This window comes from Thiocapsa sp. (assembly GCF_022340925.1).
Taxonomy (GTDB): Bacteria; Pseudomonadota; Gammaproteobacteria; order Chromatiales; family Chromatiaceae; genus Thiocapsa.
Genome location: NZ_JAJDNA010000133.1, coordinates 1 through 12,998, shown reverse-complemented (window position 1 = coordinate 12,998; position 12,998 = coordinate 1). Strand labels below are relative to the sequence as shown.

Here is a 12,998-nt window from a genome sequence, read left to right as displayed (position 1 = left end):
CGCATCGGGGATCCGGTGGTTTTCGTCGAGCCAGTCACCGAGATCGATCAGGCGGCAACGCTCACTGCAGAACGGCCGCCAGGGGGAGGTCGAGCCCCAGACCACGGGTTTTCCGCAATGGGGGCAAGAAACGGTCCTGGCCATGTCTAGAAGACGCAGCAGGTCAGCCTGAAGGGGATGTTCTCGGCACTCTGGGAGGGGCGTCCTCGGGAGCCGCTCTCCATGAAGCGGATGCTGAATCGACTCTTGTGCCCGCTGATCTCCGGATAGAGGGAGCCGTCTCCGTTGATTCCGACCCGCACCATCTGAGCGGGCGCCTGGGCATCGAGCGCCTCCTGAAAAAAACCGCCTTCTGCGAAGACTTGGCGGGGGGATGCGCTGGTGCGGGCCAACGAAAGGACCAGTCGAATGGCGCGTTCCGCGGGTATGAGATCCTGAAGCCAGTGCTCGATCCGGGCCTGACGTATGTCCGGGGGCTGGGTGAGCCAGTAATGAAAGTGAGGCAGATCAAAGCTGCAGGCGCCCCCGGGAATACTGCTGCGTTGGGCCACGCTCTTCAAGAGCTCATCCTCGCGCGCGATCTGCCCGATTGGACCGGTCAAACGCCGGACGCCGCTGATGGCGCTCTCGATGTCAGCGAGGACTCGCTCGAGTGCTTGAGGGTCGACACCTGGTTGGTCCGCGATGCGTTTGAGTGTGCCCATGTTACGCTCGAGCTCCTTGAGGAGCTCGTTCTTGACGTCCGCGCGAGCAGTGACTGCAGCGATATCGAGTAGTGACTCGACCGCCACACGGGTCGTCCATGAGTCGTACTGAGGCGCGAAGTAGTTGAGCCGCTCAAAGAGGTGCTCGATACGCAGGAAGGTTCGGACCCGTTCGTTGAGCGGATGTTCGAATGTCAGCAGTGTCGACACGAAGGCGCCTCCAGGCTCGGCGCGACCTTGTTCCCGTTGCATCGGCCTGGTCTGCGCGGCGGTCATCGGAAGGTCGCGCATCCATCGCCGCCGTGCGCGTTTCCAGTGGAACGAATTCTCCGGGATTTGCCGGAGGTTGTCACGGGGTCTCGCCAGCATTTCGCATGCACCGGACGGCCCTTGAGGCCGCGTCCCGCCGAGTCAGCCCAGCCGCAAGGCGCGTTTGTAGAAACGCGGGATCGCGTCTGGGTCGGATGTCATCAGTACATTGTCGAGGAGCCAGCTGGGCATGCGCCCGCACTTGGCCATTCGGGACAACTGGCTCTGCAGGCCTTCCCAGTAGAAGCTGTCTCCCGATCCGTCGAAAAAGACGATCGGAGCCGCCTCGATCACCCCCAGCTTCATGTCGGTCAGGGTCAGTCCGATCTCCTCCAGAGTGCCGACACCTCCGAGAAGGAACAGGTGAAAGCTCGCGATCTCGAACCAGCGCTGGCGAGCCTGGCGGCTGCGTGCCTGAAAGGTCTGGTAGTAATCAGCGGTCTCGTTGGGCTCCTGGTCCACGGTCTCGATGAAGCTCGACCCGACCAGCAGGCCGAGTCGGTGCGCGGCGTTGGTGATCTGCAGCATGGCCCCGGGTCCGCCCCCGGTGAGGATGCTAATCTCGCTGCCGAAGAGCGCTTTCAGATTCACCAACAGGCGCTCGGCCTGTTGTGCCGCCGACTCAGTCAGCGGCTGGGTCGAGCCATAGATGGCGAATATCAGGCTGGAGCGGAAGCGATCGATCTTCTCTGGTGCCGTGAAGTATCCGCGTAGGCCGCGGAAGACGTGTCGGACCACATGGCCGCGTGCCCGGTTGCACCAAAAGACCTCGATCCCCAAGCCCTCGTAGTCGGCGAGCCGGCCATGATCTCGGGCCGATAGGAAAGGCCCGTGCTCGAAAGAGACGCGATGGAACAGGATCCGACCGATACGCTCGCGCAGCGCCGCGGCGCAGATCTCGGTGTGCTCGATCAGGTTTGGGAAGTATCCAAGCAGGAGGGTCGCCCGCGCGCCATCCGGCACGTGCTCAAGGATGCGCGTCCCGTACTCGGCGCGGGTATCGAGCGCTAGACCCTCGGCGATCAGGCCGGCTGAGAGGTCCGTCCCGCGGCGCGGATCAAGCGGCGTCTCGGGCTGAGTCCAGATCCAGTCGGGGCTGCCTCCGTCCAACAGGGTTTCGGGGCGGAGCGTGACTGCCACCATGCGATGCGAGTACCGATCCTTCAGCGGGCCGGCTTCAAGCCGATCGAAGATCTCCGAGAGCCTCCGGTATTCGGTTTCGTCGCCTGATTCGGGGTCGACCTGCCCGGATGCTGGGCCTCCATGCCAGTAGCGGCGACTCGGCGCGATCGGAATGGCCTCGTGCACGGAGGCCGCAACGGCTGGGTTGATGATCAGCTGATCGGAACGATTGATAAACTCCAGATAGATATTGGTGCCGCGGGTCGAAACCGGATCGAGAACCGTGGCCTGGAGATGGAACCCGAGCGAGTCGTCAAGATTCCGCAGGACGACATAGTGGCGGTGCAGGAACATCGAGCAAGCGGTCACTAAGCCATCCTGCGGCGGCAGCTCGATATGATCGACCTGCTCGCGTATCTGTAGCCGATTGAGCAGATCCTTGCCGTCCGCGTGGGTCGCAACGGCGGTGATCTCATCGAGTGTCAGCGGCTTGAGAAAGCGGAAGATCTGCTGCTGCGGCCGCAGGATCAAATAGCCTTTGCTGTCGACCGAGAAACCTGCCGGGACCTGGATGTCGTTGCTCCGGATGAGTCGGTGGATCTCGGCGGAATGGAGCCGGTTGTCCTGCGGGCAATAGACGAGGCGGCCGACCCGAAGACCCGGGATCACGATGTGTCGCAGGTGCTCCGTGATGCCGTATGACCGGATCGCGGCAACGACCTGCAGCCTCAGGGTGCAGTGATCTGAGTTGAAAAGGGGGTCGGCGAGCGGACAGATATTGATCCCGAGGCGAGCGAGGCGGCTGCGGGCGGCGAAAACCAGATCCGTCTGACGGCCCTTGACCAGAGATCTGAACCTCGGGGACATCGCGAAACGGGCCTCGACGATCAGGCCTTCATCGTCGGCGCCGACAAGGTGGGTGATCCAGCCGTCGCCCGTTTCGGGGGTTGCGTACATGCGAATGTTCCTGAAACCGGTGGTTGCTCGAATCGCCGCATCTGGGTCGAGCCCTGCGCCGGGCCTCAGATCGGGTCGCGGCTTACCCGATGCCGGCCGGCCGATGCTAAGATATCGGGCCGCACAACATGCAGTGCGGCCCCGGCGGTGTCAACCCTGCGCGTCGGCGCATGCATCGCCCGCTCGGGCGATTCCAGTGAGGAGAAGGCATCGATGGCCGGTCACAGCAAATGGGCCAACATCAAGCATCGTAAGGCGGCGCAAGACAAGCAACGCGGCAAGGTCTGGACCAAGCTGATCCGCGAAGTCACGGTTGCAAGCCGGGAGGGGGGCGGCGACCCGGCCGCCAATCCGCGGCTTCGGCTGGCGATGGACAAGGCGTTCGGTGCAAACATGCCGCGTGACACCGTCGAGCGTGCCATCAAGCGCGGCTCGGGAGGTATGGAGGGCGAGGACTACGAGGAGATCCGTTACGAGGGTTATGGTCCTGGCGGGGTCGCGGTGATGGTCGACTGTATGACCGACAATCGCAATCGCACCGCTGCGGAGGTTCGCCATGCCTTCAGCAAGCACGGCGGTAACCTCGGAACCGACGGGTCGGTCGCCTATCTCTTCACGAAGCAGGGGATCATCAGCTTCCAGCCCGGCACCGACGAGGACGCCGTGATGGAGGCGGCCCTCGAGGCCGGTGCCGAGGACGTCATCGTCAACGACGACGGTTCCCTGGACGTGATCACGGCGCCGGAGGAGCATGAGACGGTCAAGGATCGGCTGAGCGGGGCGGGACTTGATACTGATGCCGCCGAGGTCACCTACAATGCCGCGACCGTGGTTGAGCTCGAACGGGACACCGCGGAGAAGGTCCTGCGCCTGATCGATGTGCTGGAGGACCTGGATGACGTGCAAGAGGTCTATCACAACGCCGACATTACAGAGGCGATCATGGCTGACCTCGAGAGCTGAGATCCGGGACCGGTCAGCCGTTCAGGATTACCCCGTTTCCGTGCACCTCTCCGGAACACCTACCCCCCGATCCGCTAGGTTGCGGCACCGCATCCTGGGTGTCGATCCCGGATCGCGAACGACCGGTTTTGGAGTGATCGACACCGACGGACAACACAGCAGATGGATCGCCAGTGGCACGCTGCGGGTGGCGGAACGCCGCTGGCCGGATCGCCTGGGCTCGATCTTCGATGGAATCGCCGCAATCGTCGCCGAACATCAGCCGCAGGACATGGCGGTCGAGCAGCTCATCTTCGCACGAGACCCGACCGCTGCGCTCAAGATCGGCCAGGCACGCGGTGCAGCCCTCTGCGCCGGACTCAAGTCGGGTGTGAGCGTGTACGAGTACAGTCCGAAAACGGTCAAGCTGGCGGTGGTCGGTACCGGCGGTGCCGAGAAGGCCCAGGTTCAGCAGATGGTGCGTGTCCTGCTGACACTGGCGGAGGTTCCGGCAGAGGACGAGGCCGACGCCCTGGCGATTGCCCTCTGTCATGCCCACTCAATGGGTGTCCCCGCGCGTGGGCGCGCGGCGGCATCCTGGCGCGATTGGCGGCCCTGATGGCATGATCGGTCGTCTGCGTGGCCAGATCGTCTTCAAGCATCCCCCGCAGTTGTTGCTCGATGTGGGTGGGGTCGGATATGAGCTGGAAGCCCCCATGTCCACGTTCTATGACCTGCCTGCGGTTGGCGACACCGTGACGTTGGTGACCCATCTCCTGGTTCGTGAGGACGCTCAGGTACTCTACGGGTTTGCGCGGGAGCAAGAGCGCGCCCTGTTCCGTCGGCTGCTCAAGGTCACGGGTATCGGCGCACGCAGCGCCCTGGCGATCCTCTCGGGGATGGACGCGGCTCGGTTTGCGCAGTGCATTGAGCAGGAAGATGTCGATGCCCTGATCCGCATGCCCGGCATCGGCCGCAAGACGGCCCAGCGCCTCGTCGTTGAGCTGCGCGACCGCTTGGACGCAATCCCCGATTCCGTCTCCACCCTCGTCGGTGATCGGGGGCGGGATGGCGGTGGGCGCGAGCAGGCGATGACCGATGCCGTCAGCGCGCTTGTGGCGTTGGGCTACCGGCCCATCGACGCGACCCGCATGGTGCGCCTGGCCGACGACGGCGTCGGCGGCGCCGAGGAGATCATCCGCAACGCCCTGCGGGCGGCCAGTGGCCGCTAGCCCCGGTACCGCGGCGGCCTTGATGCCCGGCAGTTTTGACTGTCGTCGTCTCAAGGGCGGTCCCGTCGGGCAGGCCGGATTTCCAGTGAGGGCCCTGAAGTCGCTGGAGCCGTTTTGGTTGCGCGGGACAGGCGCGCCGTGTGTCTTCACCTGGTGGTGGCGCGGTTGAGCAACGATCTGACCAGAGAGCTACGAGATCGCGTCCGGGGTGCGGCGGAAGCCGGCACGCCTCTGCGTCTCCAAGGCAACGGCACCAAGTCCTTCCTCGGTCGCGCAAGTGTCGGCGAGACACTGTGCCTGTCCGCTCATACGGGCATCCTCAGTTACCAGCCGAAGGAATTGGTCATCACCGCACGCGCTGGGACCCCGCTTCGCGAGATCGAGGACGCGCTCGCCGAGCAGGGGCAGATGCTCCCGTTCGAGCCCCCGCACTTCGCGGACGCGGCGACAGGCTCAGACGCCACCATCGGCGGGACCATCGCCTGCGGGCTATCGGGTCCAGCGAGACCCTATGCGGGTGCGGCGCGAGATCTGGTCCTGGGCATCCGAGTGCTTACAGGCCGCGCCGAGGAGCTGCGATTTGGTGGCGAGGTGATGAAGAATGTCGCTGGCTACGATCTGGCGCGAGTCATGACCGGCGCCTTCGGTACCCTCGGTATCCTGCTGGACATCAGCATCAAGGTGCTGCCGGTTTCCGCGACGACCCGAACCCTCACGTACGACAGCTCCGCGGCGGAGGCGATCGAGCGTATGAATCGGCTCGCCGCCGCTCCGCTCCCGGTCAGCGCGACCTGCTTCGACGGGGAGCGGCTCTGGATCCGCCTGTCCGGCAATCAAGGCGGTGTTGCGGCCGCGGCCGAACGGATCGGCGGTGAGCGGGTCGACGCGTCTCTGGCGAATCGCTTCTGGGCTGATCAGCTACGCGAGCAGCGCCATCCCTTCTTCACCGGCGAGCAACCCGTGTGGCGGCTGTCGGTGCCCCAAACGACCCCGCCCCTCTCCCTGTTGGGCGATCAATTGATCGAATGGGGCGGAGCGCAACGCTGGCTGCGCAGCCCTGCCGACGCCGCAATCATCCGATGCGAGGCCGGCGCAGTGGGTGGGCATGCGGCCCTGTTTCGCGGTGGGGACCGTCAGTCGGATGTCTTCCATCCGCTGCCGACGGCCCTCCTCGCGCTGCACCGCCGTCTGAAGCGGGCTTTCGATCCGCAAGGCATCCTCAATCCAGGGCGCCTTTACCGGGGACTCTAGGGGTCAGGCATGCAGACGGAGATCCGACCCGAGTTCCTGAGCGCCCCTGCCGGACGTGAGGCGGATGCCATTCTGAGGTCCTGCGTCCACTGCGGTTTCTGCACTGCGACCTGCCCGACCTACCAGCTTCTGGGCGATGAGCTGGATGGGCCTCGGGGTCGCATCTACCAGATCAAGCTGGTGCTCGAGGGCCAGGAGCCGACCCGCATCACGCAGGGGCATCTCGATCGCTGTCTGACCTGTCGTTCATGTGAGACGACCTGCCCCTCGGGGGTCCGCTATGCGCGACTTCTCGACATCGGGCGACATCTGGTCGAGGAACGCGTGCGCCGTCCGCTGCCGGAGCGTCTCTTGCGCTGGACGCTTGTGAAGACCCTTCCTTATCCAGCTCGGCTCGGTCCGCTGGTGCGGGTCGGTCATTGGATCAAGCCGCTGCTCCCGACGAGGCTCCGGTCGAAGCTGCCCCCGCATCGCCCCGCCGGTCCCTGGCCGAGACCCGCCGGACACCGTCGCATGTTGACCCTCGCCGGTTGTGTGCAGTCGGTGACGACACCCAGGACGAATGCCGCCGCGGCACGGGTGCTCGCCCGGCTCGGTATCGACCTGATCGAGATACCGAGTGCCGGCTGCTGTGGTGCGGTGGCCTATCACCTGAGCGCCCAGGGCGAGGGGCTCGATGCCATGCGGCGCAATATCGACGCCTGGTGGCCCGAGATTGAGGCGGGCTGTGAGGGGATCCTCGTCACGGCGAGCGGTTGCGGTGCGATGGTCAAGGAGTATGGTCATGCCCTGTCCCAGGATCCCCGCTATGCGGAGCGGGCCGCTCGGGTGTCGGCCCTGGCACGCGATCCGGTCGAGGTCCTCGGGACCAGTGACATATCGCCGCTAGGTGCCCCGGGGCGCGATCGACGGGTTGCCTTCCATGCTCCCTGCACGCTGCAGCATGGCCAGCAGCTCAGGCAGGTCGTGGAGCCGATTCTTGCGCGACTGGGCTTTGTGATGACGCAGATACCGGATGCCCACCTGTGCTGTGGCTCGGCTGGCACCTACTCGATCACGCAGCCGGGCTTGTCCGCACGCCTGCTACGTAACAAGGTGGTTGCCCTGGAATCGGGTCAGCCCGAGATCATCGCTACGGCAAACATCGGTTGCCAACTCCACCTTGCCGGCGGCAGCGAGATTCCCGTCGTCCATTGGCTGGAGCTGCTCGACGAGGCATAGAAGAATCGGTCGCGTGCTTGGCGAGCACGCGTCGGACCTCCGGCCCCCGTGCCCCGACTGGCTCGGCCCAGCCTCATGTCAACCCGTGAGGGTATTGTCATGACCGAACGCATCGGCTTCATCGGCTTGGGCATCATGGGTCGAGCTAGGCTGCGCCTTCCGCACGCTTGGCAGGTGCCGGCCCGGTGGAGGTGGCTTGCAGTGCGTACCCGGGGCTGACGGAGCGGAGCGGAGCGGGCTGTCCGAAATGGTAGCCTTGGGCATCGTCGACACCCAGCTCGGCGAGAATCGAGAGGATCTCGGCGTTCTCGACGAACTCGGCGATCACGCGTTTACCCATCGCATGCGCCATATCGGTGATGGCCTTGACGAAGATTCGATCCTCCGGCTTCTTGGCGATGTCGCGGACGAAGGCACCGTCGATCTTGACCTCATCGACGAGCAGGTCGCGCAGATAGGCATAGGAGGCATAGCCGCTGCCGAAATCGTCCAGGGCGAAACGACATCCGAGGTCCTGAATGCCGCGCATCAGCTGGTTGGCACTCAGCATGCTGTTGATCGCGGCCGTTTCGGTCACCTCGAACGCGATCCTCCCCGGCGTGACCCCGTATCGCTCAAGCTGTCTCTTCACCAGCGGCAGCGTTTTTGGGTCGTCCATGGCGCTGGCGGAGAGATTGACCGAGAGCCGCAGGTCCGGGTGATCGCGCAAGGCCTTGACCGCGCTCTCAATGACCCACTCGTCAATGGCCTGGATCTGTCCTGTCCGCTCGGCCACCGGGATGAACCGATCCGGGTAGACCAAGTCCCCGCGCGCATCGCGCATCCGGAGAAGCACCTCCATGTGACGGCGACGTCCGGTGGCGATCTCCATGATCGGATGGACGTAGAGCTCGAAGCGATCATGCTGCAGCGCTTGTGTAATCTGATCACGGTACAGGACCCGGTCGGTGAGCTGCTTCTTGTTCCGGAACTCCTCGGAGAAGAGGCACCAACGGCCCCTTCCTTTCTCCTTGGCCTGATACATCGCCAGGTCGACGTTCTGCATCAGCTCCACGATCTCCTCTCCATGTGTCGGGAAGAGCACGACGCCGATGCTTGCCGAGATCCTGTGGTGTCGTCCACCTTCCGGGAGACTGATCGAGCGAACCGCTGCCTGGATCCTGTCGGCACAGTCCATTGCCTCGGCGTCCGTGGCCTCGGGCAAGACAATAGCGAACTCGTCGCCCCCGAGTCTTGCCAGGAGGTCGGTCTGCTCCGTCGTGACCCGCCGAAGTTGTTCCGTGACCAGCTTGAGGAGATTGTCCCCGCTGTGATGGCCGCTGAGATCGTTAACATCCTTGAATTGATCGAGGTCCAGGAAGAGGAGTGCGCCTTGGCGTCGGTAATACAGCGCCCGTTCGAGGATCGCCGGGAAATCCTCTTCGAAGCCGCGTCGATTCAACAAGTCGGTGAGCGGATCGTGCCTGGCGTTGCGGATCTTCTCGGCGGCGGCGGCATCGCGGGCATGCGCCAGCCGCTCCAACTCTTCAGTGAGGTCTCTGACGGTGTCGGTCACGCGATCGACATCGTCGCTGCCAATGAGCCGGTGCAGGAGGGTCTCCTTCCGCTCAGGCAGTTGACTGCGCAGGTCGGCATAGCGGTTCTCCGCCAGCAAGGGGAGCACCGCGTCCAGGTCGTTCAATCGGCTCAGAGGCCCGTGGATGATTGCCATTAGAACCAGTCCGGACAGGACCAGGCCCGCGAAGCCGCCCAAGAACATGTTCCTCCAACCCTGCTCCTTCTTATCGTTCTTCTCAGTGAGATCGTTGACGACGAGGGCGTCGATGCCGGGGGAGAGCGGGACCCGGTAAATCTCGTGCAACTCTCCCGCCTGGGCTGCGCGGACAGATGCGGCCCCGGCGCCGAGCGCTTCCAATTCGGCCTTGGCCGTGGCGAGAATGGGCCAGACGTCTGGAGCCGATGGGGAATGCGGGTCCAGCGGCACCGCCCCCGTCTCGGCGATGGCGACCTTCGCGCCCGTCAACTCCACGAAGGCCTTCAACGCATCTTCGAGTGCCCTGCCAAGCACGAGGTATCCAACCGGCACCCCCTTCGACAAGAGCGGCGTGGCGACGAACTGGTGACATGCCTTAGGGCTGGTCGGGCTGCAGCTCAGGATCCCCTGCGGCTGCCGAGTATGTCGCTGCCCCTGGCTCTGGAAGTCCCCCAGCAGATTCGCGATCCACTTCTCCGGCAAGACTGGTGCTGGCAGTTCTGCCCCAGCCATTCCTGCGGTTGGCCAGGCGACTTCCGCAGTGCCATCGAGCTGGACGAAATGGATCGACACGATGTCCCACTCGACGTCCAACGTGGGCGCATTGGCATCGACTGCCTGCTTGATCTTCTGTTGGAGGTTCGGCTCCTCTTTCGCGTCTGGCCGGTAGAGATTCACCAGACTGGCCCCAAACCTCGACATCTCTTCCTGGCGTACCTCCAGGATGTCTCGTAGCTGTCTCTCCTGTTGTGTGCGCAGCTCGGATAGGTTGGATTTGAACTGACCGTCGAGCTCAAGATAGGCGAGCCAGGTCAGCGATGCATTGACGACCGCGAGCAACAGAAGCAGCCCGCCGAGGGCCTTCCACAGGAGGCTTTCACGACGACGACGCCACCGTTTGGTGCCCACAGGCGTGGTATCCACCGGATCGGCCATCAAAAGCGGACTGAGATGGAGGCGGCGAACACATCCCATTCCCGCACGAGCTGGGTGGGATCCGGGTTCTCGCGGATGGACAGGGAAAAGGTTCCGTCGTGACGCTGGTACTCGAGACGGAGCATGACGTGGGGGTTGATGTCCCAGCGCAGACCCAGCGTCCAGATCTTGGAGAAAAAGTCGAACCTGGGCGTGAATCCGCCGGTCAGGGCGGAGGCCGCTAGGCCATCCCGATCCTGGCGGTCGAAGAACCCCTCCTCATAGCGTGCCATGAGCTCGAGGTTGGGCCGCAGGCGGTAGGCGCCTTGGAGGTAATACCCCTCGGCGACCCAATCGTCGAAGGGCCAGAAAGGCCCGAAGTCCTTCAATTTCGTCGGCGTGCGTGAATACTCGGCCGACAGGGTCCAGTCCTCGGCATTGTACTGAAGCGAGGCGATCCAGTCGGTGACATCGATCGATCCGGACTGCAGAGGCGAGGTCGGCCCGGCGTCGAACTGCATCTTCGTGTTGACGGCGCTCAGTCCCAGCTTGAGCTCTTCAGTGGGTGTTGAGTACCAGAGGCCGCCCACCCAGCTGATGCCGTCGGGCTCGAGATCGCCGTCGTAGTCATCTGTCAGATAGGCCCACTCGACGTTTTTGTCGATGACGGGTTGGCCGCCCGTCAAGGTCAGCGAGAGGCTGCCATAGTCCCCGAAGAGGTCGCCATAGAACATGACGCCGTCGGATGAGAGCAGCAGGTTGCGGAGCCTGTCGTAGTAGATGACCTGCGGGAGAAAGATCCCGGGGCGCGTGAAGGGGACATCTCGGGTCTCGTTATACAGGCCGAGCGGGTTCTTGATCCGCCCGGCCCTCACCCCGAGGCGGCGCTCGGCATCCGAGAGGAACGTGTAATCGAGCAGCGCGTAGTCCAATGAAAGCGATCCGTCGTACATGTCGCCGGCTCGCCGACTCAGCACCTGGCCCGAGACCAGCATTGCCGGCGTGACCTGGTAGGAGGCGTTGACCCCCAGCTCGGTGAAGTCGAAAGAGGTGCTGGGGCTGTCTCCGAAGTACCGGTTGTCGCTGGTGTTGACGACGGCCTGGCTGGCAAAGCCGTTGACGTGGAGCTTGCCGTCAGCAAGCTCGAAGGCGTGCGCCCAATGCGTGCCGAGACCGGCGAGCAGCGCGATTGTCCCTAAGCGGATTCGCATCTCAGCGCACCTCCAAGACGCGGAGACTGGAACTAGAAGGGGCGGCGCTCGCATAACCGATCGCACCCGGGGTCGTTGCGACGCGATCGAGCATCTCCTGCTCGCTCGCAACCGTCGTCGGAGCCTGTCCGGTCCCTGAGAAGAGTTGGCGGTCCCAGACGCGACGCAGTTGATAAGGGTAGAGCTCGAGGATTCGATTGGCGAAGCTTCCGTGCAATGCGCTATTGTCGGGGAGAACAAAAACCTTGACCAACGTCCCGTTCGGCCAATTCTTGAGTCGCATCGTGAAGTACAGCCGTGCCTCATTGCGCGTCAAGGCGTCGACCCCTGATCCAGGGTTCGCGATCAACTCTTGGGCACATGCGCGGAATGCGCATGTGCCCAGTGCCACGCCGATCAGGCTCGACAAGACAAAGCGGCAGACGCGGGATCTCGCGGGCGCGGGTCGGGAGATCAAGAGCGGGTCCTAGTAGTCCTGAATCGAACTTTCCATTGCCATCGTCACTTCGGTCAGGCCCTGACTTCCTCAGGCGTCCAACAACTGTGCCGATGAAAACGATTCAGGCGCGTATCGGTCTTCCCGACCGAACCCGAACAGACGCCCGCATCGGCGACATGCTGACTCGGTGACATGGCCCGAGTCGCTTATCTCGATCTTCCTGTACTGAGCGTCCGCAGACCGCGAATCATGTCATGATCTCTGTCATGATCGACGGGAAGGGCGTTGAGCGCGACCGTCTTTCGGGGTTCGGGGTGCTGCAGCCCTGAGTTTAAGCGGCGAGCGGGCTTGGACACAAGTGGCAGATCCCCGTTCGCCGCAGGTAAGGAGGTATTCGCGTGCCCCAAGGACGCCGGGTGACATACTCCTGTTTTGCATCGCCAGAGACCTCCTTTTCTGTCCGACTTAGCTGGCCCGCAAGGGCGAATATCACGAATTGGTCCCGTTCGGGGCTGGAGGCCCCGGCATATTCGAGCACCTTAGTGCCTAAAGATGGAGCCTTCCGAGAGTCGTGCCGCTCGGAAGGCGGGCTGATGACGGCCAGGATGGCCATGAATCGGCATCATCCCTCGCTAGCGATTGACTAGCAGCCTGTCGGACTGTCGGTTCAAACCAGCAGGCTTGGGCAAAAAGTGACCGATTCGGGTTGCCCTACGGGAAATCTGGACCACTCAAGCTCAGTGAGAGCGCCAAATTTTGGCTTGGCGACGCGTAGCAAAGCTAAGTTCAACTGACGCCAGCGCTTGCATTCGATGCGCCCCGTTGCTATACAACCGAGGCGGGCCATGATGCATCGGATTTGTGCGGCCTCGGTTAATGATAACAGGGGCCTGGTCGCGGGCCCAGCCCGTCGGTCGCCCGTCGAGTTTCGACGACGCCAGG

The 12,998-nt window shown here is 63.7% G+C and carries 11 protein-coding genes; 5 read left to right on the top strand and 6 right to left on the bottom strand.

Features of this window, described 5'->3' with window-relative positions:
• The 3 genes from yacG to LJE61_RS14935 all read right to left on the bottom strand — a co-directional run.
• On the bottom strand, positions 1–144 hold a 144-nt coding region (gene yacG, locus LJE61_RS14945), incomplete at its 3' end, for a DNA gyrase inhibitor YacG (RefSeq protein ID WP_296918868.1).
• A gap of 2 nt (positions 145–146) precedes the next feature.
• Positions 147–956 carry a cell division protein ZapD gene (zapD, locus tag LJE61_RS14940; protein ID WP_296918866.1) on the bottom strand — a complete coding sequence of 270 codons (810 nt, stop codon included), beginning with the start codon at positions 954–956 and terminating at the stop codon, positions 147–149.
• A gap of 159 nt (positions 957–1,115) precedes the next feature.
• Positions 1,116–3,092 (bottom strand): LOG family protein, encoded by a 1,977-nt coding sequence (locus LJE61_RS14935; protein ID WP_296910287.1) that lies wholly within the window; start codon positions 3,090–3,092, stop codon positions 1,116–1,118.
• Between the two features lie 213 nt (positions 3,093–3,305).
• Here LJE61_RS14935 and LJE61_RS14930 point away from each other — a divergent pair, with 213 nt between their 5' ends.
• From LJE61_RS14930 to glcF, 5 genes are all read left to right on the top strand, one after another.
• Positions 3,306–4,055 (top strand): YebC/PmpR family DNA-binding transcriptional regulator, encoded by a 750-nt coding sequence (locus tag LJE61_RS14930; RefSeq protein WP_296910288.1) that lies wholly within the window; start codon positions 3,306–3,308, stop codon positions 4,053–4,055.
• 40 nt (positions 4,056–4,095) lie between these two features.
• Positions 4,096–4,653, top strand: coding sequence for a crossover junction endodeoxyribonuclease RuvC (gene ruvC / locus LJE61_RS14925; protein WP_296910290.1), 558 nt, complete (start codon positions 4,096–4,098; stop codon positions 4,651–4,653).
• Positions 4,654–4,657: 4 nt separating this feature from the next.
• Positions 4,658–5,266 carry a Holliday junction branch migration protein RuvA gene (ruvA, locus tag LJE61_RS14920; protein ID WP_296910292.1) on the top strand — a complete coding sequence of 203 codons (609 nt, stop codon included), beginning with the start codon at positions 4,658–4,660 and terminating at the stop codon, positions 5,264–5,266.
• 165 nt (positions 5,267–5,431) lie between these two features.
• A complete protein-coding gene (gene glcE, locus LJE61_RS14915; RefSeq protein ID WP_296910302.1) occupies positions 5,432–6,517 on the top strand; it encodes a glycolate oxidase subunit GlcE in 1,086 nt (361 codons plus the stop codon).
• 9 nt (positions 6,518–6,526) lie between these two features.
• Positions 6,527–7,738, top strand: coding sequence for a glycolate oxidase subunit GlcF (glcF, locus tag LJE61_RS14910; protein ID WP_296918865.1), 1,212 nt, complete (start codon positions 6,527–6,529; stop codon positions 7,736–7,738).
• A gap of 145 nt (positions 7,739–7,883) precedes the next feature.
• Here glcF and LJE61_RS14905 read toward each other — a convergent pair whose 3' ends face one another.
• The 3 genes from LJE61_RS14905 to LJE61_RS14895 are packed head-to-tail and all read right to left on the bottom strand — an operon-like array spanning position 7,884 to position 12,008.
• Positions 7,884–10,400 carry an EAL domain-containing protein gene (locus LJE61_RS14905; protein ID WP_296918864.1) on the bottom strand — a complete coding sequence of 839 codons (2,517 nt, stop codon included), beginning with the start codon at positions 10,398–10,400 and terminating at the stop codon, positions 7,884–7,886.
• A 26-nt stretch (positions 10,401–10,426) separates the two neighbouring features.
• Positions 10,427–11,617, bottom strand: a complete 1,191-nt coding sequence (locus LJE61_RS14900) for a porin family protein (RefSeq protein ID WP_296918863.1) — start codon at positions 11,615–11,617, stop codon at positions 10,427–10,429.
• Between the two features lies 1 nt (position 11,618).
• Positions 11,619–12,008, bottom strand: coding sequence for a type 2 periplasmic-binding domain-containing protein (locus LJE61_RS14895; RefSeq protein ID WP_296918861.1), 390 nt, complete (start codon positions 12,006–12,008; stop codon positions 11,619–11,621).
• Positions 12,009–12,998: the final 990 nt, after the last annotated feature.